The 23,869-nt window shown below is 45.7% G+C and carries 23 protein-coding genes, 5 tRNA genes and 1 pseudogene; 15 read left to right on the top strand and 14 right to left on the bottom strand.

Annotated elements, in window-relative coordinates:
• The first annotated feature begins 167 nt into the window (after positions 1-167).
• Entirely contained in the window at positions 168-818 is a 651-nt protein-coding gene (locus tag B3Z23_RS04380) for a TfoX/Sxy family DNA transformation protein (protein ID WP_294901937.1), read from the top strand.
• Here B3Z23_RS04380 and yccS read toward each other — a convergent pair.
• Positions 793-2,892: a YccS family putative transporter gene (yccS, locus tag B3Z23_RS04375; RefSeq protein ID WP_294901935.1), complete on the bottom strand. Its 2,100-nt coding sequence runs from the start codon at positions 2,890-2,892 to the stop codon at positions 793-795. The two genes, B3Z23_RS04380 and yccS, sit on opposite strands and share 26 nt — an antisense overlap.
• Before the next feature lie 59 nt (positions 2,893-2,951).
• Complete coding sequence (locus tag B3Z23_RS04370) at positions 2,952-3,395, bottom strand: YccF domain-containing protein (RefSeq protein WP_294901934.1); 444 nt, start codon at positions 3,393-3,395, stop codon at positions 2,952-2,954.
• 124 nt (positions 3,396-3,519) lie between these two features.
• Between B3Z23_RS04370 and helD the strand changes: the two genes are divergently transcribed.
• Positions 3,520-5,574: a DNA helicase IV gene (gene helD / locus B3Z23_RS04365; protein WP_294901932.1), complete on the top strand. Its 2,055-nt coding sequence runs from the start codon at positions 3,520-3,522 to the stop codon at positions 5,572-5,574.
• Positions 5,575-5,579: 5 nt separating this feature from the next.
• Here helD and B3Z23_RS04360 read toward each other — a convergent pair whose 3' ends face one another.
• Positions 5,580-6,059, bottom strand: a complete 480-nt coding sequence (locus B3Z23_RS04360) for a methylglyoxal synthase (RefSeq protein WP_038019905.1) — start codon at positions 6,057-6,059, stop codon at positions 5,580-5,582.
• 68 nt (positions 6,060-6,127) lie between these two features.
• Complete coding sequence (locus B3Z23_RS04355; protein ID WP_294901930.1) at positions 6,128-6,733, bottom strand: DUF2057 family protein; 606 nt, start codon at positions 6,731-6,733, stop codon at positions 6,128-6,130.
• A gap of 171 nt (positions 6,734-6,904) precedes the next feature.
• On the opposite strand from B3Z23_RS04355, the gene B3Z23_RS04350 reads away from it, so the two are divergent.
• Entirely contained in the window at positions 6,905-7,327 is a 423-nt protein-coding gene (locus B3Z23_RS04350; RefSeq protein WP_294901928.1) for a CoA-binding protein, read from the top strand.
• 19 nt (positions 7,328-7,346) lie between these two features.
• Here B3Z23_RS04350 and hspQ read toward each other — a convergent pair whose 3' ends face one another.
• Both hspQ and rlmI read right to left on the bottom strand, forming a co-directional pair.
• Positions 7,347-7,661, bottom strand: a complete 315-nt coding sequence (gene hspQ, locus B3Z23_RS04345; protein WP_294901926.1) for a heat shock protein HspQ — start codon at positions 7,659-7,661, stop codon at positions 7,347-7,349.
• Positions 7,662-7,719: 58 nt separating this feature from the next.
• A complete protein-coding gene (rlmI, locus tag B3Z23_RS04340; RefSeq protein ID WP_294901924.1) occupies positions 7,720-8,910 on the bottom strand; it encodes a 23S rRNA (cytosine(1962)-C(5))-methyltransferase RlmI in 1,191 nt (396 codons plus the stop codon).
• 85 nt (positions 8,911-8,995) lie between these two features.
• Between rlmI and B3Z23_RS04335 the strand changes: the two genes are divergently transcribed.
• Positions 8,996-9,271 carry an acylphosphatase gene (locus B3Z23_RS04335; protein WP_294901922.1) on the top strand — a complete coding sequence of 92 codons (276 nt, stop codon included), beginning with the start codon at positions 8,996-8,998 and terminating at the stop codon, positions 9,269-9,271.
• A gap of 12 nt (positions 9,272-9,283) precedes the next feature.
• On the opposite strand, the gene B3Z23_RS04330 is transcribed toward B3Z23_RS04335, so the two are convergent.
• Both B3Z23_RS04330 and yccA read right to left on the bottom strand, forming a co-directional pair.
• Entirely contained in the window at positions 9,284-9,610 is a 327-nt protein-coding gene (locus B3Z23_RS04330; protein WP_414716457.1) for a TusE/DsrC/DsvC family sulfur relay protein, read from the bottom strand.
• Between the two features lie 98 nt (positions 9,611-9,708).
• Entirely contained in the window at positions 9,709-10,365 is a 657-nt protein-coding gene (yccA, locus tag B3Z23_RS04325; protein WP_294901920.1) for an FtsH protease modulator YccA, read from the bottom strand.
• A gap of 225 nt (positions 10,366-10,590) precedes the next feature.
• Here yccA and B3Z23_RS04320 point away from each other — a divergent pair.
• From B3Z23_RS04320 to agp, 3 genes are all read left to right on the top strand, one after another.
• A tRNA-Ser gene (locus tag B3Z23_RS04320) sits at positions 10,591-10,678 on the top strand.
• Positions 10,679-10,737: 59 nt separating this feature from the next.
• Positions 10,738-10,825 (top strand) — tRNA-Ser (locus B3Z23_RS04315).
• Positions 10,826-11,091: 266 nt separating this feature from the next.
• On the top strand, positions 11,092-12,591 hold the full coding sequence (agp, locus tag B3Z23_RS04310; protein ID WP_294901918.1) for a bifunctional glucose-1-phosphatase/inositol phosphatase: 1,500 nt from the start codon (positions 11,092-11,094) through the stop codon (positions 12,589-12,591).
• Between the two features lie 279 nt (positions 12,592-12,870).
• On the opposite strand, the gene cycA is transcribed toward agp, so the two are convergent.
• Both cycA and B3Z23_RS04300 read right to left on the bottom strand, forming a co-directional pair.
• Positions 12,871-14,262, bottom strand: a complete 1,392-nt coding sequence (gene cycA / locus B3Z23_RS04305) for a D-serine/D-alanine/glycine transporter (RefSeq protein ID WP_294901916.1) — start codon at positions 14,260-14,262, stop codon at positions 12,871-12,873.
• Between the two features lie 302 nt (positions 14,263-14,564).
• On the bottom strand, positions 14,565-14,789 hold the full coding sequence (locus tag B3Z23_RS04300; RefSeq protein WP_294901914.1) for a DUF2594 family protein: 225 nt from the start codon (positions 14,787-14,789) through the stop codon (positions 14,565-14,567).
• A gap of 337 nt (positions 14,790-15,126) precedes the next feature.
• Between B3Z23_RS04300 and uvrY the strand changes: the two genes are divergently transcribed.
• The 6 genes from uvrY (at position 15,127) to B3Z23_RS04270 (ending at position 19,325) form a co-directional block, all read left to right on the top strand.
• Positions 15,127-15,786 (top strand): UvrY/SirA/GacA family response regulator transcription factor, encoded by a 660-nt coding sequence (gene uvrY / locus B3Z23_RS04295; RefSeq protein ID WP_294901912.1) that lies wholly within the window; start codon positions 15,127-15,129, stop codon positions 15,784-15,786.
• Complete coding sequence (uvrC, locus tag B3Z23_RS04290) at positions 15,779-17,611, top strand: excinuclease ABC subunit UvrC (RefSeq protein ID WP_294901910.1); 1,833 nt, start codon at positions 15,779-15,781, stop codon at positions 17,609-17,611. The genes uvrY and uvrC overlap by 8 nt, the downstream gene beginning before the upstream one ends.
• 69 nt (positions 17,612-17,680) lie before the next feature.
• Positions 17,681-18,229, top strand: a complete 549-nt coding sequence (gene pgsA, locus B3Z23_RS04285) for a CDP-diacylglycerol--glycerol-3-phosphate 3-phosphatidyltransferase (RefSeq protein WP_294901908.1) — start codon at positions 17,681-17,683, stop codon at positions 18,227-18,229.
• A gap of 132 nt (positions 18,230-18,361) precedes the next feature.
• A tRNA-Gly gene (locus tag B3Z23_RS04280) sits at positions 18,362-18,437 on the top strand.
• Positions 18,438-19,159: 722 nt separating this feature from the next.
• Positions 19,160-19,233, top strand: a tRNA-Cys gene (locus B3Z23_RS04275).
• A 5-nt stretch (positions 19,234-19,238) separates the two neighbouring features.
• Positions 19,239-19,325 (top strand) — tRNA-Leu (locus B3Z23_RS04270).
• A gap of 126 nt (positions 19,326-19,451) precedes the next feature.
• On the opposite strand, the gene B3Z23_RS04265 is transcribed toward B3Z23_RS04270, so the two are convergent.
• The 4 genes from B3Z23_RS04265 to B3Z23_RS04250 form a co-directional block, all read right to left on the bottom strand.
• On the bottom strand, positions 19,452-20,459 hold the full coding sequence (locus tag B3Z23_RS04265; protein WP_294901906.1) for a phage integrase: 1,008 nt from the start codon (positions 20,457-20,459) through the stop codon (positions 19,452-19,454).
• Between the two features lie 74 nt (positions 20,460-20,533).
• Positions 20,534-21,898 carry a hypothetical protein gene (locus B3Z23_RS04260; protein WP_294901904.1) on the bottom strand — a complete coding sequence of 455 codons (1,365 nt, stop codon included), beginning with the start codon at positions 21,896-21,898 and terminating at the stop codon, positions 20,534-20,536.
• 77 nt (positions 21,899-21,975) lie between these two features.
• Entirely contained in the window at positions 21,976-22,599 is a 624-nt protein-coding gene (locus tag B3Z23_RS04255; protein WP_294901902.1) for a hypothetical protein, read from the bottom strand.
• Between the two features lie 9 nt (positions 22,600-22,608).
• On the bottom strand, positions 22,609-23,037 hold the full coding sequence (locus B3Z23_RS04250; protein WP_294901900.1) for a helix-turn-helix domain-containing protein: 429 nt from the start codon (positions 23,035-23,037) through the stop codon (positions 22,609-22,611).
• Between the two features lie 41 nt (positions 23,038-23,078).
• On the opposite strand from B3Z23_RS04250, the gene B3Z23_RS04245 reads away from it, so the two are divergent.
• Positions 23,079-23,315 (top strand): hypothetical protein, encoded by a 237-nt coding sequence (locus tag B3Z23_RS04245; RefSeq protein ID WP_294901898.1) that lies wholly within the window; start codon positions 23,079-23,081, stop codon positions 23,313-23,315.
• 242 nt (positions 23,316-23,557) lie between these two features.
• Positions 23,558-23,752 (top strand): annotated as a pseudogene (locus tag B3Z23_RS04240) (DNA-binding protein); the annotation flags it as partial.
• Positions 23,753-23,869: the final 117 nt, after the last annotated feature.

Below are 23,869 nucleotides of genomic sequence, written 5' to 3'. Positions count from 1 at the left end.
AACAAAGATCAATCATTTTTCTGAAAACAGTTCGCAGAATCTTAAACTAATTCACCAAACTACGATTTATACATTGAACAACTAATCGCTTTTGTTTACCTTCCAACATGTTGATAAATATTATTTTATTGGCAGCTATGCCATTGCCTGAACCAGGGAGGTTCGCGATGAATATATCCGTTCAACGTGTTGAAGAATCAAAGAAACATCTGGCTGAATTAGGTGAAATTCAGTCACGTACCCAGTTTGGCGGGTACTCTTTATCAGTGGAAAAAATTGTCTTTGCACTGGTGAGTGACGGGGAGTTGTATCTGCGTGCCAGCGAAACTATGCAGCGCTACCTGCAGCAACGTACGTTACAGCCGTTCATTTTCCATAAACGCGGGCAATCAATTAGCCTGAACTATTTTAAAGTCGATTCCCGCCTCTGGCATCATACCGATGAGTTGCTGGAGTTATCCCGCGGATCACTCGATGAGGCCAGAGCATTACGTGCGGCACAAGTTAACTGCCAACGCCTTAAAGACCTGCCCAATTTAAGTATTCGACTCGAAATGTTGCTGATAGAGGTTGGAGTGACAACCACGACCCGGTTGAAAGATTTGGGGGCCAAGCAATGCTGGGCGAGGCTAAGAAGTAAAAACCGTCATCTTGGCCTGAAAACATTATATGCATTACAAGGGGCGATTTCTGGCCAGCACCAGGAAGTGCTGGCCAGAGAGGTAAGGGAAGATCTTAAACGCTGGTATCAGCAATTTACTCAGAGTTTGGTCATGACCCCGGGAAAAGCCACTAAAGGGCCTTCATTTCCTTCCTGATACTGATAATGTCGGGTAGCACTTTTAGTAACAAGCCAATCTGCTGCAGCATCACTGGCTCCTTGCTTTCCGGATTGGCTTCAATAGTGTTCATCTCTTTGATGAGTGAATGTAGTTTGTCGGTGATGTGTTGTTCGTTCTCAGGCGTGGCATGCAGAACATTTTCAGACAGGCTAACTGTATCGTCCAGAAGCTGTAATAAATCCTGTCGGTCGGTCTTTTCCCTGTGGGCTCCTAATGCCGAAATATAACTGAGAAAACTGTGATTAAGGCAAAGCACCCTGAACGCCAGATCTTTGACGGGCAGTGTCAGTCCATTTTCACTGTTCAGATTAGATATCACCAGTGCCAGCTCTGCATCAGAATTGTGCGCATCCCTGCGGGCAACACGGTAAGACATGCGGTTATCTTTACCTTCGTGGTATTGCTCCAGGATAGCATCCAGATACTTATTATTCGCGGCCAGTGCTTTGTTAATTACGTCGGGTAACTGACGATAACGCCAGTCCGGAAAAATCCAGGCTACGGCCATCCAGGAGAGAGCACAGCCGATAAGAGTATCTATAATTCTTGGCAGCGCAACATCAAAACCTTCACCTAACAGATTAAAACTGAGCAGGGCCAGTAAGGTGATGAATAATGTTGCCTGAGCATACTGAATAAGCCGGAAGGCAAAGAATAGCACTCCGCTGACCACTATCAGAATCAGTTGGCCCTGGATAGAGGGAACCAACCACAGTACTGGCAGGCCGATGATAATTCCGGCAAGTGTGCCAATGATTCTGAGAGCCAGACGCTTTCTGGTTGCAGCGTAATTTGGCTGACAGACGAATAAGCTGGTGAGTAATATCCAATAGCCTCTGTCCATGCCGGTCAGCACAATAAAAGCGTAACCGACGCAGAGTACCACAGACATACGTACCGCATGGCGGAATAGCGCCGATTTGGGGCTAAGATGGCGGTTCAGGCGAACTTTGACGTCCTGCCAACCGGTTAGCCCTTCCTGCGAAAGATGCGTATCACTGTTTAGCCACAAATTATTCAATAGTTGTTCCGAGGCTATGGAGATCAACTGATCATCTATCGCCTTCAGGTTCCGCAACAACCAGTGTAATCCTCTCGCCTGTGAGTCCCCGGGAGAATGGATAGCCAGGCGATCCAGAGCTTGTTGCAAATGGAAAAACGCCCGTTCAAACCTTGAATCATGGTGATAGGGTTGCTTCATAATAACTGAGTGAGCCACCTGGCGGCAGGCACTCGCTTGCATATGCATCAGGCGCTGAAAACGGAACAGAATTTCGCTGTATCGCCACTCATTACGCAGCAGGTGGTACTGAATGTGCGAGGAGTTAGCTCGTTCGTGAATTTCCTGAGCTGCAAAATAATAGAGCAATGATCGCCTGCTGTTACGTGCCGCACGCTCACCGCTCAGTCGGCTCTGAATGGCAGTCTTAGTCTGATTAAACTGAGACACCAGTTGGCTGTTGACCAAAGCTGCCTGGATTAATGATGGATCATCTGTTGCTTCAGCATCAGGGTCAAAAAGAATGGCTTTAGCATCCAGATAACCAGCCAGCTGGTTATAGGTTTGAGCAAGCTGTTCCTGAACGGGTTGTACCGGAAACAACAAGTGCATCAGCATTGTTAACAAATAGTACCAAAGTGCACCACTGAGCAGCAGTACAGGCTGGAGATACCACAGGCTGAATAAATGAATACCCAGCATGGTGTAAATCGCCATTAGCAAAGCACCAAACGCGATGGTGGCATAACGTTGTCCCAGGGCACCTAATAATATGTAGATCCAGCTGGAAAAGGCGAGACCAAAGAAAAACAGCCAGGTGTGAGGGAACAACAGTTCAACGGAGACCGTCGCCAGGCAAAAGCAGGCGAGCGTAATGCTTATATTACGCAGTCGCCCGGCTAAACGGTCATCTATATCGGTGAGTGCAGCGGCAACCACACCAAGAATCAGAGGAATAGTCCACGTAATATTCTGCAATGACCAGGAAAGAATTACGCATCCGGTCATTGCGATAAAAATCCTGACCGGATCGCGCCACAGTTTATTCATTAAAAATGTACGCCAGCCGTTGAGTATACCCGAACCAAACTTCATTAATTCTGTTGTCCTTAAAAACGACTACGAGCCGCATTCTCGCGGGCATATTTTGCTTCTTCAACAGAGACTACCCGACGGCCAACTGGCCATAAAGCAATTGCTGCAATCTTGAAATTAGCAATACCCACAGGTATACCGATTATGGTAATACATTGCACTATTCCGGCTGAAATATGAGCCAGACATAACCACCAGCCGAAGAAAATAAGCCAAAAAATATTCAAAAGAGTTCCACCGGAGTTACGTAATGAACTTTTGTCTTCCGGACGCAATAAATCCACATGAACAGCTTCATTTCCGAAAGGAAACAGGGATAGGCGGGTAATCTCCCAGCAGGAACGGGTCAGTGGTAGAGTAAAAATCAGCACAATGGTTATCAAAGTAGCGAATAACCACGCTAGTGTTGTGGCAAATCCACCCAGGACAAAATTCAGTATATTCAGCACAGTCCGCATATTTCGGGGTTCCTTTTATCGGTGTGACTCATTATGCACAGTGTAACCTTGTTTTTTGTCTGGAGCACTTAGTGACTCACAGTTAAACTATGACTTCATCATGGTATTGATAATGGCGTGACGCATGGAACTTAAAGCAACTTCAATGGGCAAACGGCTGGCACAGCATCCATATAACCGGGTTCGTCTGTTGCCTGCAGGTGTTGAAGTCAGTGGCGACCGCCATGAATATATTATACCTTTTAATCAGTTACTCGGTATTCAGTGTAAACGAGGCGTCGTTTGGGGAGAACTTGAATTTCAGTTGCCGGAAGATAAGGTCGTCCGGCTGCATGGCACCGAATGGCAGGAAACTCAGCAATTTTATCATTATCTGCTGCAATCCTGGCATCAATGGAGCCAGCAGATGGCAGAGGTCTCTTATCAGGTACTGAGTGAGCTGGAACACTATTTATTGAGTCAGGTACAGCGTGACAGCTGGCTGACCCACATTGATATCCGGGGTTTTCGCGAGAAAATTGAGCAAAAGTTTTCGGCATTACCACTTCCACATGAACGCATTCCCGAATTCGATCAGTGCCTGCCATTATGGCAGTTTTGCCAGAGTTGGCTGAAATCAACAGAACAACAACGAAGTGAGCGCAACCGTCAGTGGACAGAAGAGATTCTGGAACGTTACCGGGACTTTTTTAACACAGTTGAATCTTCGCCACTCAATCCGGCACAGTGTCGCGCCGTGATCAATGGGGAAGACAATCTGCTGGTACTGGCGGGAGCGGGTAGTGGTAAAACATCTGTGCTGGCTGCACGCGCTGCCTGGTTGATAAAACGAAAACTGGCGTCGGCAGACCAGATTTTGCTGCTGGCATTTGGCCGGGATGCTGCCGATGAAATGAATAAACGGGTCATTCAATCGACCGGTGAAGCAACAATTACTGCCCGGACATTCCATTCCCTTGCATTACATATTATTCAGCAAAGTAGTAATAAACAGCCAAAGATCAGTCAGCTGGAAACTGATGCAGATTTCCGTCGTAAAATGCTGACTGACGTATGGCAACAACAGTGTGCTGAGAAAAAATCATTTGCCAATGGCTGGCGGCAATGGCTGCAGGAAGAACTCAAGTGGGAGATACCTTCAGATACTTTCTGGCAGGACGAAAAATTACTGACCCGGATCTCTGGCCGACTGGAGCGTTGGGTATCGCTGATGCGTAACCATGGAGGATCTCAGGCAGCCATGATTGACGAATCTCCGGAGGATATTCGTGTACTATTTGGCAAACGTATCAGACTGTTGGCTCCGCTAATGAAAGCCTGGAAGAGCCAGCTGAAGCAGGAATCGGCTGTGGACTTTGCCGGGTTAATCCAGCAGGCCGTCGCTTTACTGGACAAAGGGCGTTTTATCAGTCCCTGGAAGTATATTCTGGTGGATGAGTTTCAGGACATCTCTGTTCAGAGATCCTCCCTGATTAAAGCCTTACGGGATCAGAATAAGCGTTGCAGTTTGTTTGCTGTGGGTGATGACTGGCAGGCGATTTATCGCTTTGCAGGAGCTGAAATTAATCTGACCACCCGTTTTCACCAGCAATTTGGTGAAGGAGATATCTGCATTCTGGACACAACTTATCGTTTTAACCAGCAAATTGGCCAGATTGCGAACCGGTTTATTCAGCAAAATCCGTTGCAGATGAAAAAAAGCCTCAACAGCCCGATCAAAGGCAATAAAAAATCGGTGTCATTACTGGCGGAAGATCAGCTGGAAGCACTGCTAAACAAAATGAGTGGCTATGTTAAAGATGATGAAACCGTTTTAATTCTGGCACGTTATCACTACCTCAAACCACCTGTGTTAGCAAAAGCGGCAACCCGCTGGCCTAAATTATCAGTCAGCTTTATGACAATGCACGCCAGTAAAGGACAAGAGGCCGACTATGTTATTGTTATCGGTCTGAACGAGGGGAGCAGCGGATTTCCTGCCGTAGCCAGAGAATCAGTGATCGAACAAGGTTTGCTACCCGAGCCGGAAGATTTTCCTGATGCCGAAGAACGACGACTGGCTTATGTTGCGATGACAAGGGCCAGACAGCAACTGTGGCTGCTCTACGACAAAGCTTCTCCTTCTTGTTTTGTAGAAAATTTCAGGGACCTGGGAGTCCCTGTCGTTCGTAAGCCCTGAATATATTACTCGTTGTCCAGCAACGGTTCCTGCAATCGTTCAGCCATATAGCGTGGATAGTCAGGAATAGAAATTTCGACATTTTGCCGGTACAGGACAGAGTTTACGATGAAGTCGGCAGTGGCGCGGTTGGTTGCCACGGGAATATTCCATACAGTGGCCAGCCGCAATAATGCTTTCACATCAGGATCATGGGGGACTGCGTTTAGCGGATCCCAGAAGAAGATTAACATATCTACTTTCCCTTCAGAGATCATAGCTCCCACCTGCTGATCCCCCCCCATCGGGCCGCTTAATAACGGATTGACATGCAAGCCACAATGCTTGTTGATTAAATTCCCGGTGGTACCGGTTGCATAAAGTGTTTGCGACTCAAGTGAGGATTGATTTTGTGTCACCCACTCCAGAAGGGAAGCTTTGCAGTTATCGTGGGCAACCAGGGCGATATTTTTCTTTTCCGGCAACGTTCTGACCGTCTGCTCCATTATTGATCCTTATGATTGAGCGAAATAGCTGAATGTTCAGGCAGTGTAGCGCGGGGGGGAATAACTGTTCAACTGGTTCGGAATTCACGCAGCCAGGATAAAAAAGACTGGATAGAGTGATCAGCAAAGGATAAAGAACTGCTCACTGAAGGAACTGCCTGACTAACATATTCACGGGGCTTATTGCCAGGCAGAATATTTCCCTGTAAACCCGCACCGGTAAATTTTTCCACTGACGCTTTTCGTTTTAGCTGGTTATAGGCAGTCATTTCGGCAACATAATCAACACCCGGCGAGAGTGATAAATAGTCCTGGATTGCAGGAACGTCATGATTATTCTCATCAACCACCCGGAAGCGGGTTGCACCGGTGACTTGTTTTGCTAACTTCCCTGGCCCGGCAGGTGGTGGAAAAACGACATTCACCCTCTGACCCCGGGCGGTGAAAGTAATAATAAATGCCGGGGAATTTTTTTGCTGATCTATAGTAAACAAAATCTGATGCTGTCCACGGTTAAGTTCAATACTGTCGGCACCTTTCAGCAGACTGCCAGGCAATGGGTGGCCGTCCAGAACCAGTAAATTCATTTCCGGGTTTAGTCTGAAACTTAATGCTTCTGCAGCAGATGAAAAACTACCTGTCAACAGGCAGAGGAGGGGCACTAAAAACTTCATCTTTGCTCCGGGGGGACCTTACGACTATGCATTTATCAGCAGTTCGTATTATGGCATTAATTTTTACATTTTGTCATATTTATTGTGCGGTAACGCGGCTGGTGATACTCAGTTTTAGCGATACACTAAGTAATCATTCCGGCGAACATGCCGGCCGAAACAGGGGGAATAATGAACCAATCAGATATTGGCGTGATACTGACAAAAGCGCGACGTATAGCGCTGGTGGGAGCCAGTGATAACCCTGAACGACCTGCCTGGCAGGTGATGATGTTTTTACTGCAGCACGGTTATGAAGTGATTCCGGTGAGCCCAAGGGTTGCCGGTAAAACACTGGCTGGTCAACCGGGCTATGCCTCGCTGGAACAAGTGCCTGGCCATATTGATATTGTCGATGTATTCAGGAATCCGGAGGTCGTCCCTGCGATTGCACAGCAGGCTATCGCTCACGGTGCTGAGGTCTTATGGATGCAACCCGGTACTTACAATCATGAAGCTGAGGAGCTTGCCCGTGAGGCGGGACTCAGTGTTGTAGCAGATAAATGCACAAAAATTGAAATTATGAAACGGGGTCTGCCGCCTTTAACAGCATAGCTGATAAAGGCGACAATAATCAGTGACAGCGATGTGGTGCACGTAATTGTTGGCGGACATTTTCGGCCAGCTCATCCAGTACCGGCTGATCAGGGTGTTCATCATAAACCTCCCCGGTCAGCTGGAATTCTGCGACATAGGTATGCACTGTGTCGCCGGCCTCATCTTCCATCACAACATGGTACCAGGGACGGGTACCATGCAGGTCATAGCTTGGTTCTTCAGGAACCGGCATATCCAGTGAAAACTCAGCATCTACATCAACAATCACTCCGAGAGTTTCGGAGAGTTTGTGCCGGACCTGCTGGCCAATACCAAATTTGCTGCTAATCATAAATACCTCCGGAAGCTAACTTTCCAAAGATATAAGGGCGGAGTCACTTTTTTTCAAGCTATTCTACGTAACAAACAAATCCTTTCAGGTACAGACCTTCAGGATAGGATGAAATGACCGGATGGTCGGCGGCCTGACGCAACTGATCAACAAACTGAACATTCTTTCCTGCATCCAGGGCAGCATCTGCGATGACTTTCTGGAAAAGATCAACCGTCATCAGTCCGGAGCAGGAAAAAGTCAGTAATATCCCTCCCGGATTCAGTAACTGCATAGCCAGCATGTTGATATCTTTATAACCACGACAGGCACCTGCCAGCTGATTTTTATTTTCCACAAATTTAGGTGGATCCATGACAATCACATCGAATTTTTCACCACTATCCCGGTAGCGGCGAAGCAACTTAAACACATCGTCACGGATAAATTTGGCTTTTTCCAGCGGTAACTTATTGAGTTCGACGTTCTGTCTGGCCACATCGAGTGCGGCTTCTGAGGTATCTACACTAACAACTTCACGGCAATTGCCAATTAACGCAGAAACGGCAAATCCGCCGGTGTAAGAGAAGCAGTTCAACACCCGGGCATCTTTACAGTAACGGCGCAATGCATAACGGCTGTCCCGTTGGTCAAGATAATAACCGGTCTTATGTCCTTCACGAATATCGACCAGCAGTTTCATGCCATGTTCGGTAATCGGTAGCAAAGCAGGAGGTTGCTGCCCGGAGATCATGCCGTGGGTGAGTGGCAGTCCCTCTTTTTTACGGACCGAAACATCGGAACGATCATAGACAGAGCATTCAGGAAAGCAATTTTGCAGTGCAGTAATGATGGCAGGGCGCTGGTATTCAGCCCCGGCTGATAACAGCTGTACCACCAGGTAGTCGGCAAACTTATCAATAGTCACACCAGGAAGACCATCGGATTCGCCGGCAATCAGGCGATAACTATCAAGATTATCGGTTTTAGCCAGCCATTCACGCCATCTTCTCGCTTTGTGGAGTCGTTGTTCAAAAAAGGCGATATCAATGGTTTCTTCTGGCTGCCAGCTCCAGACCCTGGCGCGAATTTGCGATTGAGGAGAGTATGCCGCACGCGCCAGCCAGCTACCTTTATGGTCACAAATATCCACTGTTTCCCCGGAGTTCGCGGAACCTTCAATGCGGCTGATTGCACCGGAAAAAACCCAAGGATGGCGGCGTAGCAGGGATTTTTCACGTCCCCTGGAAAGAATTAATCTGGCAGTCATAATATACAGGTAGCAAAGAATAAAGGCGGTATTGTTAAGCGGATATCGCCAAATTGCAAACTAATCAACAGCAGGGGACAACAGAATGCATTCGATCTGTAAGGTCCGGGTGACCGGACGGGTACAGGGGGTATTTTTCCGCGACAGCACCCGACGTCAGGCGTTAAATCACGGTATCGAAGGTTATGCTAATAATCTCAGTGATGGCAGTGTCGAAATTCTGCTGTCCGGCGAGCGCACTGCGGTTGAAACCGTTTTGGCATGGATTACTGCCGGCGGACCTCCTTCTGCCAGAGTGGATAGTGTGGATGTACAGTCTCTGACATCTGATGGCGGAGTTAAAGGATTCAGTACTGGCTGACAACAGAAGGGATTAAAGGCATTTTGCCGGTTTAGGTAATCCGGCAATTTTTGTCGCCTGTTTTGCTGGTCCGTCAGGGAACAAACGAAACAGATAACGACTGTTGCCTTTATCTTCGCCGAATTTTTTAGCCATTGCTTTGACCAGCATACGGATGGCCGGGGAGGTATTAAATTCCAGATAGAATTCGCGCACGAAATTGACAACCTGCCAGTGGGCTTCTGTCAGGGTAATGCCTTCGCCAGCCGCTATCTCTTCCGCCAGTGCTACAGACCAGTCAGCCGGAGATTTCAGATAACCTTCTGTATCTGTTTCAATATCATATCCTGCAAACTTCACAATATGTCCTCTTCAGTTTCCGTGCAGCAGTGTAGCAAATTGTGAAGGACGAAAAAATACCCGCCGGAGCGGGTATTTAACCTGAAAAAGCCGGTTTATCAGTTGCTGCGTGAAAAACCTAACAGACTCAGCAGGCTGACAAAAATATTGTACAGAGAGACATAAAGGCTGACGGTAGCACGAATGTAGTTGGTTTCACCGCCATGAATAATATTACTGGTTTCCCACAGGATGGCACCGGCAGAAAACAGAATAAACAGGGCACTCAGGGCCATTTGTAATGCGGGTAAATGCAGGAAGATATTAGCGATCATCCCCACCAACAATACGACGAAGCCTGCCATCATCATCCCACCCAGGAATGACATATCCTTACGTGTAGTGAGTACATAGGCTGAGCAGCAGAAAAATACTAATGCAGTCCCGCCCAGGGCCAGTGCTATCACATCACCCATTCCTGCGGCCAGGTAACTACTGAGTATCGGGCCAAGGCAATATCCCAGGAACCCGGTAAAGGCAAATGCGGCCAGAATACCAGCAGGGCGATCAGCCAGGCGATAAGTCAGAAACATCAGACCGTAGAATCCCACAAGCATGAGAATCAGTCCCGGGGCTGGCAGTGCCAGCATAGTACTTGCGGTAGCAGTGACTGCGGAGAAGGCCAGTGTCATCCCCAGTAAGAAATAGGTATTACGCAGTACCTTATGGGTGCTAATTAAACTGTTACTTCTACCAGGGGCAAGAATTCTGTCCATACAGACTCCTTAACTATTCAAAATGGTTATTGTAATCACCGCAGAATACGCACTGCCGAACCAGTGATGAAGTCGTTTTACCCATCTTTACGTGGAAAATTGTTCCATAAACCGTCAATCTGCTGTTTTTGCCAGCATTCAATAATAATCTGGCTGTTTTTCAGGCAAATGGAACATTCAGGGCTTTACAATGTTCGGGGGGATGTTTATAGTGCGCCTCATTGCGGAGGGGTGGCCGAGCGGCTGAAGGCAGCGGTCTTGAAAACCGCCGATGGGCAACCATCCGAGAGTTCGAATCTCTCCTCCTCCGCCATCATTTATGCTCTGTATTTTTGCTTTACAGAACAGCTGATTGTTTGTTCTGACCCTTACGGAGGGGTGGCCGAGCGGCTGAAGGCAGCGGTCTTGAAAACCGCCGATGGGCAACCATCCGAGAGTTCGAATCTCTCCTCCTCCGCCATATTTAAGAAAGACCAGCCTGGTGGCTGGTTTTTTTTTGCCTGCGGTCTGGTAGTGTTCCACTTTTCATTTCCCCGGGAACTTTCATCAGCACACGGACTCTATTCCCTCTTACGTAGTGAATTAAGTTTGATATAGTGACGTAAACTTTTGCTCTGACATCATTAACTGACAAGGAGAAAACAGTGGCCAACGCGGTATTCATCCGGATGGACAATGTCAGAGACAATTTTTCTCGGGCCCCTCAGAATTCATGGAACAGTGACAATGATTAAGAAATTGAGCTTGTGTACACTCGCTGTACTTGCAGCACTACCTGTGAGCTTGCAAACGTTTGCGGCAGATAACAGTATGCAGCTGGAACAGGTGTTAATGCTTAGCCGTCATAATCTGCGGGCTCCCCTGGCGAATGGTGGCAGTCTCCTCGAACAGTCTACCAATAAGAAATGGCCACAGTGGGATGTCGCTGGTGGTGAACTGACCACCCGTGGTGGAGTCCTTGAGGCGTACATGGGGAAATATACCCGCGACTGGCTGGCGCAGCGGGGGCTGGTGGATAAAAATCAGTGTCCGTCCTCAAATTCTGTCTTTGTTTATGCCAACAGCCTGCAACGTACTGTGGCAACTGCACAATTTTTTGTGAGCGGTGCGTTTCCGGGCTGTGATGTCGCAGTCACCCATCAGGATGCTATGGGCACCATGGATCCTGTATTCAATCCTGTGATTGCCAATGATAGTGCCGAATTCAAAAAATCAGCCCTCCAGGAGATCTCGGCCGCAGACAAGCAGCAAAAACAACAATTACAGGCTGCTTACAGCCAGCTGAGTAAGGTGGTTGATTTTTCAGCATCTCCGTTATGTAAAGGCAAAGAAAAATGTAGTCTGGGCAGTCAGTCTGATTCTTTCAGCCTGGACAAAGGAAAAGAACCCGCGGTTGAAGGTCCGCTGAAGATCGGTAATGCGTTGGTAGATGCTTTTACCTTACAATATTACCAGGGTTTTCCGGCCGACCAGGTTGCCTGGGGGCAAATCAAAACCCCTGAGCAGTGGAAAGCATTATCAGACATCAAAAACAGCTACCAGGACATCTTGTTTACCACCCCCCAGGTCGCGCGTGACGTTGCGGCGCCACTGGTTGATTATATCCGCAGTCAGCTGATTGATCAGGATAAAGCCAGTGCCCCGGCATTCACTTTTATGGTGGGGCATGATTCAAATATTGCTTCAGTGCTGGCAGCGCTGAAAGTGAAACCTTATCAATTACCCGGTCAGTATGAGCAGACGCCTATTGGTGGTCAGCTGGTATTCGAACGCTGGCATGATAAGAAAACCAATAAAGACCTGCTGAAAATAGAATATGTCTACCAAAGCACCCAGCAGTTACATGATGCGTCGACACTCAGCCTGTCAAATCCGCCACAGCGAGTGACATTGCAACTGGAAGGTTGCCCTGCGGACAGTAATGGTTACTGTTCATGGGATGATTTCAGTAAAGTTCTGAATACGGCGTTGCAGGGTACATCGATGCAGCCCCATATGGCGCCGGCTGAAACGGCTGCCACTCCGGCAGCTCCTCCGGTTTCTGAAAGCACGCCTACATCAACCCCGGCCGCAACAGCGCCTGCTGAGGCTAATAGTCAGACAAAATCGCCTGCAGCTGCTGCTCCGGCGAAAAATGAAGCAGCCAGTAAATCCCCTTCATCCGGCGCCAGCCACTCATCCGCTGGCCATAGTTCGGGTGGTGGAAAGGGCGGTGATGCAAAATAAATATCCGGTCACTCCTGTGTCGCAGTGATCACTGACTGGTAAAAAAATCCCCGCGTTATGCGGGGATTTCTTTTATGGCAGGCAGAAGGATAGCTGTCACCAGGAACAAAGGCGCCTCCCAATAGCCACACGATTCCCCTGCCAGTAATGGGTTAATTTAGGTGGTGGGTCTGAGGGTTGACCAGAAATCCGTCGGGGAACGGCATTGACGGATTTCTGAGACCAGGGATGCCTGGCAACACAATAGCTATGACTGCTCTGTATTATCCACGGGTCGGTTTATGAAATTTTACGTTTCTGTACCTGCCAGCCAATAGCCAGCACGATGAACCAGAGCGGCGTGACCATTAGTGCCTGACGGGTATCCGGCTGGAGGGTTAATAGCACCAGTATGAAAGCGAAAAAGAGCAGGCACACCCAGCACATCAGTTTTCCCGCAGGCATTTTAAACACTGAGGCCTGATGCAGTTCAGGGCGTTGACGGCGGTACACCAGATAGCTGCATAAAATAATCGACCAGACAAACATAAAAAGAATCGCCGAAACTGTGGTGACCAGTGTAAATACCGTCATGACATTTGGGATTAGGTAAATCAATGCAACCCCGACCAGTAAACAGAAGCAGGAAAATAGCAACCCACTAACCGGGACCGAGCGACCGGAAAGTCGGGCGAAGCGGCTGTGAGCGACGCCTTGCTCTGCCAGGCCAAACAGCATCCGGCTGGTAGAGAAAATACCGCTGTTAGCAGAGGAGGCTGCAGAGGTCAGTACGACAAAATTGATAATACCGGCAGCCGCAGGTAAGCCAATCAACACAAACATCTCTACAAACGGGCTGCGCGACGGGACGACCTGGTCCCACGGAGTGACGGCCATAATGACCAGCAGAGAAAAGACGTAAAACATAATAATACGCAGCGGAATGGCATTAATGGCCCGCGGCAGGACTTTCTTTGGATCACGGGTCTCAGCAGCGGTTGTACCAACCAGTTCTATACCCACAAACGCAAACACTGCAATCTGGAATCCGGCAAAGAAGCCACTGAGTCCTTTCGGGAAGAAACCACCATGTGTCCAGATATTACTGAGTGCAGCATGTGGTCCGTCGGCAGGGCCATAGTGGATACAAACCAAAACAATACCAATGGCAATCAGGGCAATAATGGCCACGATCTTAATAATTGCGAACCAGAACTCCATCTCACCAAACATTTTTACAGTCGCGATATTCAGTACCAGGAAGATGGCAATGCAGAGTATGGCACTCATCCAGACCGAAAATCCGGGGATCCAGAACTGTAAATAAGAGGTGATAGCAACGATATCGGCAATACCCGTGACAACCCAACAGAACCAGTACGTCCAGCCGGTAAAATATCCGGCCCAGGGCCCGAGCAGATCAGCGGCAAAATCACTAAATGATTTATACTCAAGATTAGACAGTAGTAATTCGCCCATTGCTCTCATAACAAAAAACAGCATAAAGCCAATCAGCATATAAACAAAAATGATCGACGGTCCGGCAAGGCTGATGGTTTTACCTGAACCCATGAATAATCCGGTCCCGATGGCCCCGCCAATTGCTATCAACTGAATGTGGCGGTTATTTAAGTTACGCCGCAGCTTTTGTGTGTCCTGATCGGGCACGTTTTCCTGAGGTTGGTGTGTCATTCCTTCATTTCCTGTGATGATTGTGTCAGCTCTGCTGGCTGTTTTTATTGTTTTCTGCCCGGAGTTGATTGTGGCAGTAGCGAGTAAATCAGTTAATTGTTTGCAGGAGTCACCTTTTATCACACTCTCGATAACGTGAGAAATAACAAGCGTTACATATGTGGCTGACTGATGTTTTTTCGTCCGCAATATGGTAAGCCATGTAAGGTTGTGTCGGGGGGAGGAGGAGAAAGCTGAAATAATAAGTAAAGGTGGTCACCGTGGAGGGTTCCTGCCTCAGACAGAGACAGGATGTTACTGCACTACTGAAGATATCCGGTTTTGATCTGCTTCAGGGTTGAAATAAACACTTCTGAATCAGCAGTGTTTTCCAGGGAACTCAGATAACGCTCCATATTCAGAATGGCTTTACCTGCATCTACCTGGCTCATAGACTGTAAAATACAGGTGATCATCATCTTCAGGCAGATTACTTCTCTGGCCAGCGATTCAGGGTTTTTTTCAGTTGGAAATTCTACATAATTCATGACTTCAGACTCCGTTAACCAGCGAAAACTCGCCATAATTGCGAATAATATATCAGAATCAAAAAGTTGACATTATCATTTTAGGGGACAGGACACTTGCGCTGGTGATAAATGTGGTATGTGATGCTAATTAAAGAAAATAACTCTGATTTATGGGCCTTGATGCAGCTTGATTTTATCCGGATAAACAGTAAAAGCCATTAATTATGCTATAATCAAAACTTGATTATCGTCAAATAATGGTTGCTTATAAGGGATTTGCCTGGGCGATTATGTAAAACTGTTCGTGGCTGACTCTGCCAAAACTTCCTCTGTGTGCCTTTTGGAGTACATCCTTTTGATCAGTATCCTCCTTGTTGATGACCACGATTTAGTCCGGGCCGGTGTACGTCGTATACTGGAAGATGTTACTACCATGGTGGTTAGCGGTGAAGTGAGTTGCGGAGAGGATGCCATTAAGTGGTGCAGGCAGAATACGGTAGATGTGGTCCTGATGGATATGAATATGCCAGGTATTGGCGGACTGGAGGCCACCCGGAAAATTATGCGTATTCATCCGGATATCAAGATTATCATGCTGACTATCTGTTCTGAAAATCCTTTACCCGCCAGAGTGATGCAGGCCGGGGCAGTGGGATATCTGACGAAAGGGTCGACCCCTCAGGAGATGATTAACGCTATCCGGGCGGTTAATGCAGGGCAGCGCTACATTGCACCAGATATTGCGCAAAAAATGGCGTTAAGTCAGGTGGAATATCATGGCTGTGAATCGCCTTTTTCAAGTCTGTCAGAACGGGAGTTACAGATTATGCTGATGATTACTAAAGGTCAGAAAGTGACCGATATTTCTGAGCAGTTGAATCTCAGTCCCAAAACAGTTAATAGTTACCGTTATCGTATGTTCAGTAAGCTGAACATTAGCGGTGATGTTGAGTTGACGCATCTGGCGATACGGCATGGGTTAGTTAATTCGGATTTGGTAATCAGCAGTGAGTGAAATTTTTGATTCAGTCGATTTCCTTCGGACTGTCACACATCAGCCCGGGGTCTACCGGATGTACGGTGCCGGCGATGAAGTGATCTATGTAGGAAAAGCCAAAGATCTCAAAAAGCGGCTCAGTAGCTATTTTCGTACTCAGGTCAGTAGCCGTAAAACGGAAGCACTGGTAGCGAATATCCGCCATGTGGATGTCACTGTGACCCACAGCGAAACTGAAGCTTTGTTGCTGGAACATAACTATATAAAGTTATACCAGCCTCGCTACAACGTGTTGCTGAGAGACGATAAGTCCTATCCCTATATCCTGTTAAGTAACGATAAACATCCTCGTCTGGCATCTCATCGTGGAGCTAAACATGTGAAAGGGGAGTATTTCGGCCCCTTTCCGGGCGGCAGTGCTGTGCGCGAAACGCTGGCGATTCTGCAAAAAGTATTTCCTGTCCGCCAGTGCGAAAATAATGTCTATCGCAACCGCTCCAGACCTTGCCTGCAATATCAGATTGGCCGATGTCTGGGACCTTGTGTGGAAGGCCTGGTTTCTGAAGAGGAATATCAGCAACAGACTGAATACGTCAGATTGTTTTTATCCGGCAAGGATGACCAGGTACTCAAATTACTGATCAGTCGGATGGAGCAGGCAAGTGCATCTTTGAAATTTGAAGAAGCTGCGCGAATACGGGACCAGATTCAGGCAGTCAGGCAAATTACCGAAAAACAGTTTGTCTCAAATCAAGGGGATGACCTGGATGCGATCAGCATTGCGTATGATTCAGGTATGGCCTGTGTTCATGTGCTGTTTATCCGCCAGGGTAAGGTGCTCGGCAGCCGGAGTTATTTCCCGAAAGTCCCACCGGATACTGAATTGTCGGAAGTGATACAGACCTTTGTGGGCCAGTTTTATCTGCAGGGGAGTGAAGTGCGTACTTTGCCTGGCGATATTTTACTGGATTTTGCACTGCCTGAAATCAGCGTTCTCAGTGAATCACTGACCGAACTGGCAGGCAGAAAAATTAGCCTGCAAAGTAAACCTCGTGGTGACCGGGCTCGTTATCTTAAGTTGGCCAGGACCAACGCGGCTACAGCGCTGGTGTCCAGACTGGCTCAACAATCGACAATCCATCAGCGGCTGGCAGCGTTGGCCGGGTATCTCAAATTGCCGGCTATTCGCCGGATGGAGTGTTTCGATATTAGTCATACGATGGGCGAACAAACTGTCGCCTCCTGTGTGGTCTTTGATGCCAACGGGCCGGTGCGAGCCGAATACCGACGTTATAATATCTCCGGTATTACCCCGGGAGATGATTACGCGGCCATGAACCAGGTTCTTCAACGGCGTTACAGCAAGTCGCTGGAAGAAAGTAAAATTCCTGATGTCATTGTGATTGATGGTGGAAAAGGCCAGCTGGCGCAAGCCAAAGAGGTATTTGCCGGACTGGATGTTGACTGGGATAAACATCATCCACTGTTGCTAGGGGTTGCAAAAGGCAGTGATCGTAAAGCGGGTCTGGAAACGCTGTTTTTTGAAGCCGAAGGGGAAGGAATGTCATTACCACCAGACTCTCCGGCATTACATGTCATTCAGCATATTCGTGATGAATCCCATGACCATGCAATTTCCGGACACCGACTAAAACGTGCCAAAGTAAAATCAGCCAGTAGCCTGGAAGGCATTGAAGGTGTCGGACCTAAACGTCGTCAGCAGTTACTGAAATATATGGGAGGGTTACAGCCGTTGAAAAATGCTACGGTTGAAGAAATCGCCAAAGTTCCGGGCATATCTGTGACACTGGCGGAAAAAATATTCTATTCTCTCAAACACTAGCATTGAAACAGCAGGGGCAATGTAGGAACATAGAGACAAACACCATCCCATCCAGGCTGTTAGTGCCCTATGCAATTTAATATACCGACATATCTTACGCTTTTCAGGGTTGTTTTAATTCCCTTTTTTGTTTTGGCGTTCTATTTGCCATTCAGCTGGGCACCTGTTTGCTGCGCATTATTGTTTGTTATCGCCGCAATAACGGACTGGTTCGACGGGTTTCTGGCTCGCCGCTGGAAACAAACTACTGCTTTTGGCGCGTTTCTCGACCCGGTTGCAGATAAAGTCATGGTGGCAATTGCACTGGTGCTGGTGGCGGAATATTTTCATTCATGGTGGGTAACCTTACCTGCGGCAACGATGATTGCACGTGAAATAATTATTTCAGCCTTACGCGAATGGATGGCTGAAATTGGCAAACGTAGCAGTGTGGCAGTTTCCTGGATTGGCAAAGTAAAAACCACGGCTCAGATGCTGGCTCTGGTCGCATTACTCTGGCGACCAAACGATATGGTCGAGATGGTAGGAGTTTTAGCATTATACATCGCTGCGGTGCTCACTTTCTGGTCGATGTTTCAGTATCTTAGTGCGGCAAGGAAAGATTTGCTGGATGAATGACCATAATGCTGGAATTAGCAGCAAACGATAGTTGTTTTGACATAAACTGATTGACGGGAGAGCCGCTGTCAGTAAAATGCGGCACATCAAAGGTTGTTCCGGTTATCTGTTATCACAGTCCGAAACAATTTTGCGGGAATAGCTCAGTTGGTAGAGCACGACCTTGCCAAGGTCGGGGTCGCGAGTTCGAGTCTCGTTTCCCGCTCCAGTTTATAAAGGCCGGATCATTTTGATTAGCGGGCTTTCACAAAAAAAGGACCTCAGGGTTCTTTTTTTGTTTTCGGTTATCGCCATCCTCATCACACTGTTACCAGTTATTGGCTTTTTTCATCTCCCACCAATCTGCCTATCCCCCGTACTTAACCGGTTGTTGCAGAGTGCAAAATCAGGTACACCGAATTGACGGTGGGCTTCTGCGGGGGAGAACAATCACCGTAGCACATATCCTGTCTTTCCTGGTTCACCAGTGAAGGCTGCAAACAGAGATTAACCATGTACTATAAGCTGCCAACTGACAGTCCGTGCAGCATCAACCTGAGCGTGTCTTGCAGAAGAGCGCAGTCGTAGAGCTCGCCGTGAAAAAAGGTACTGTCACTATCCATCGCTTACAAAATTGATCACAGGCGCGTTACGGGCTCCCTCATTTACCACACAAGCAGTGAATTAAGTTGCTAAAATCACCAGTTTAACGGCAGGGTGTTTGCTCATTGAACAGGTTGCTGAATTTTCGGGCACTCAGACATTATTATCGGAAAAAAAAGGGGATAGCTCTTGCCAAGCCCGGGGAACCAGTCCATAATAGCGACCATTCCGAAGGCGAAGAGTGATTAACTCTTTAGGAATCAATAAGTTAAGCCAGAGGTTTTGGTGCAACTGACAAGAGTTAACAATTATAACATTTCTAATGTGTTGTAATTTAAAGGAATAAAAGGCGCGTTGGCAGAGTGGCCATGCAGCGGATTGCAAATCCGCCTACCTCGGTTCGACTCCGGGACGCGCCTCCAGATTTGCCCAGGTGGTGAAATCGGTAGACACAAGGGATTTAAAATCCCTCGGCTGTATGGCTGTGCGGGTTCAAGTCCCGCCCTGGGCACCACCGATTAAAATGAACAAAAATAAGCACATATGTGCAATGTCGTTTAACCGCCGTCAGGCGGTTTTTTGTTTTCTGCGCTCCGCAGTGGCAGCAAAATGGCAGCAATTCGTTTTATCACCAATCCACTTAAGTTACTTCTTCACGGTTATCGAAAGGGTTAAGTGCGACAGCTGCATCAAGATGGTCTGGTGCAAAGTGAGCGTAACGCATCGTCATCATAATTGTGCTGTGACCTAGTATCTGTTGAAGTACCAGAATATTGCCTCCACGCATCATAAAATGACTGGCGAAAGTATGACGAAGTACGTGAGTACGTTGTCCCTTCGGAAGCTCAATTCCCGCCCTGTCCAGTGCTGTTTTGAAAGACTCATAAGCAGGAGAGAAAAGTAGCCCGCGCTTTTTAGGCAGCAACTTTTGGAGTTGCTCAGAAATTGGAACAGTACGGTTTTTTTTGCTTTTGGTCTGGGTATATGTGATACGACCCGGCAAAATATGCGATTGTTTTAAACCTTCCGCTTCGCTCCAGCGTGCGCCGGTTGCCAGGCATATTCTCACGATAGTACCGAGATCCTTATTTGCTGACTGGTCGCAAGCAGTTAGTAGCCGGTCAATCTCCTCATCGTAAAGAAAGGCAAGTTCCTGATCCCCTTCTTTGAACTGCCTGATACCAGATAACGGGTTATCGCCATCCCACTCTCCCAGCCGTTTCATCTCTGAAAAAACTGCGTGTAGATAAGACTGTTCGCGGTTTACGGTGGCTTCACTGAGTTTCTTTTTCCCTTTCTGATTCCATTCACCACTCATACGTCGTTCTCTGTAAACCGCAAAAGCATTTTTATCAAAGTGGGAGACAAATGGATCCCCTAAACGCTCGCAGATAGCGAGAAGCTTCGTTTTCCTCTCTTCACCTGAAGTCAGGGTTTTACCGTGCATTTCATACCAACGCTCGACAAACGCTGAGAGGGTGACTGCGTTTTCATTGACTGGTTGTCCTGATGCTTTATTAATAACCCTCCGTTCGTAAGATAGAGCTTCGCCTTTGGTAGCAAACAGCTTCCTGATGCGAATTTTTTCTCGTCCATAGGGGAAACACTGGCAAAGCCATTTGCCCGATGAAATTTTCCTTACTGTCATAAGTATGTCCTTATTTTTAATATTTAGAATTTATTTGTGTACCTACCTATTTATAATTTTAACTCCACTGATTTTTAAATTACTTTTTTATATTCTATGATTGTTATTTCATTTTTTTTGTTGCTACCAAAACATACCACTGGTCCTTCGTAGCCTATTATGTTAAGTATGATTTTGTGAAATAAATCGAAACAAACACGGATATCAAGGTGGTCATCATTTTGTTTTTCCATATTACCTTTAGGGTGAGCAGCACTATTTCTCATTTTAGTCCATATTGTTTTGTCTGAAGTCGTTAAAATATTCTCATTAATTAGAACATCTAATGCCTTAGATGACGTCATTTCATTTAGATAGCTAATGCTGTTCTTTAATCTATCTTTGTAATATGCTTCTGTTTCTAATTTAGATATCATTTTTTTAATTATTGCAATGTCATCAATTGTCTTCTGATTAATGAATTTAATCTTGAACTCAGGAATGTAAACATCATTTAATAATCCTTCTATAGCAACTGAAAGTACTAGTTTACAAATGTCATTACTACTTTGTGTGCTCTGCCATACCCTTTTCCAGTGTGTTTGTAGAGTATCGAAAGTCCCTGGTTTTTCATTTTTGAGTGTTATTATTTTTTCTAGAAAATTAAAGGAATAATCAGTGGTTAATTTCCCTCTTTTTGCAAATGACTCAGGGATAGGATCTGATGATTTTTTGTTAACATTTTGATTATTGATGCTTATAAGCTTTATCGATTTTTTATTACCTGTTGAATAGGTTAGAAAGTAAGGTTGTGGAAGCGTTCCGCCTGAAAATGCCAGATAGAAATTTATAGCTTCCATAGTCGGTTCTATTTCAAAATCGCCATTAGCAGAAACTAGAGTATAGTCTGTTTCACTGCGAATTTTCACATCAAACGTAGCCAGAGGTATATCAGATTCATTTTTTTTTGAACTATTTACTCCTGTTGTTGATGTAATTGAATTTATTTTATTAGTTGGGATTTTAATCTTTTCAAGAAATCTATATTGAATAGAGTTTTTTTCTTCTAATAATTTTTCTTCTTCATATAAAACATATGGCACTAGAAATTTAATCGTTCTATATGTACCGTGTGGTAACGGTATTACACTTATATTTATTATAAAGTCTGATGAGGTTAATATGTCCCCATCTGTGGTAGTGAATTCGGCATATAATTTATCTACATCATCACATGGTTGTTTAGGTAGATCTATAAAAAAATCTTCAATTTCACCATATTCAAATTTATAATTATCTTCTAAGCAAATAAGTTCTACATAGTAGGTGAGTAGTTTGTTTTTTCTAATAGTTCCATAACCAGAAAAGAGTAATGATTTTTTGTGTATTATTTTCACCTTTGGACAATGAATAACGAAATTTTCATTTATTACTTCTTCTGGATTTATGTTGCCAAACATAGAGTGTCCTTATAATTCAATTAGTTACTTTATCCGAGATTCTTTTAATTCAATGGTCTTTTATTTAAATCCCATGATTAATGCATTATTATAAAAGAGCATAAAATTAAAGAAATAATCAGCATTATTACTTTTTTATATATCCCTGGGGATTGTAATATTTTATCTTTATTCGATCTTTTAGAATGTTTATCTTGAGTTATTTGTTCCACCCATAATAAAGAAATTATTAATTGAGAGAAAGATAGTTTTTCTATTTTTGTTATGTTAAAAGTTATGTCACAGTATTTTATTAATTTGTTTTTCACTCCATTATCTATACTGGTTCTCAGAAGTAGATCGGCTAAATATTTATGGGTATCTTTTTGCCTGTGCTTTTCTAGTGATTTTCTTAGAATATTTTCAGCAGCGTGGCGCTGGTTCTCGTTCATATCAAAAATACTATTGACACCAATTTCAGAACATACTTTATCCCAGATAGAAGTAAAGTTTTTTTCTTTTGTTCCCACAACTTCTGCCAAGATGGAATTTAGCTCGTTAAACTGTGATAATGGCGTTTGAAGTTTGTCCTCAGTATGTGGTGCTGTAGAAACATTAATAGTATGACTCCCAGCAAAATTGTTAATTCTGATTTTTATGCTAATTTCGTGAAAATCACGTTCTGCGATTCGATTTTTATCACCAGAAGATTTTGCTTCCATGCGCCATCCTTACTTCTTATTTTCGTTAAAATCCCTTCCTGCGACCCGGTTGCCTTTGCCTGATACGTTTATTGAGTTTGATACAGAACTACCAGCCGTGAGAGCTGCGAGAGCTGCTGCTTTTACTGCTAATGGGGCATCACGATAAATTTGGATAAGTTCTTGTTCATCATCTGATAATGTTCCAGTTTCAGGCACTCTCTGACCAGTCAAAACGTAAAGCACATCAATACCAGAAGCAGCCAATGCCATGAGGTAGCCGCCACCAGGTATTTTTTCATCGCGTTCATAAGCAGCTTGGGCGCCACGAGAACCATTAGCTAAGGCAGCAAAATCAGTTTGATTAAGCCCTTTACGATCTCTTTCCTCTCGCAATCTGAAACCTAAAGTAGTCATTTGTTCGCTTTTATTGTTGACATTGATATCTATAGTGATCAATCATGTTTTCACGGATACTTAACAGATCACAATATACCACTATGACACAACTACATCATACACAGAGATCACGAACACCTAAGAATGCCGCCACTGGCGGAACCTTGCCGCTGCGCCTTACACCGGAAGAAAGAGCAAAAGTAGAAGCAATGGCTGAAGCTGATTGCCGATCTGCATCAAATATGGTGCGAGTCGTTTTCTTACGCGGGCTTGAAGTATTGAAGCCTGAAGAACTAAACCAACAGGACAATCAGTTATTAGTAAAGAAGAATGCGTGAAACTGTACTTCAGTCGCCCTAAAGAAGTGAATAACTCAACTTTGAGTATGAATCTCGTTTCACAAAGTAATCGGGTAGGTAAAGTGGTATTAACAATTAACGTACGATGATTAATGAAGAATTGGTAGCTGAGCCATGATTAGTATTAGATAAAATAAAAACAGCACTTACCAGACCAGTAATAAGACCTTACTTGCCTGAATTGAATGATAAGAGTTAATAATTTTTCCTTGAGGTGAAAAATGACAGCTTTAACTATCAATTTAAATGTCGCTGCGCCTTATCTATCTCTTAAAGAGTATGCGAGAGTGACCGGAATTCCATTTGAGACTTGTCGTGACATGGTGAAAGACGGGCGGATCATTATCCGACCTAAAAATCTTGCCGGATGTAAGGTTGAGGTAAACATGGTTGCCATGCTCAAAGATGCAATTGCCAAGGTAATCCCCCCATTTTTAACGGAGGTGATAAGCAGAATCAGGTCATACGATGAATATGCTGCATCGGCGTGAAGCCATTCAGTGCCATATTTGGACGCTCGTGATTATAAAACC

Source organism: Tatumella sp. UBA2305 (assembly GCF_002345795.1).
Lineage (GTDB): Bacteria > Pseudomonadota > Gammaproteobacteria > Enterobacterales > Enterobacteriaceae > Tatumella > Tatumella morbirosei.
The sequence above is the reverse complement of the archived record's forward strand: the minus strand, read 5'-3'. Positions and strand labels throughout refer to the sequence as shown.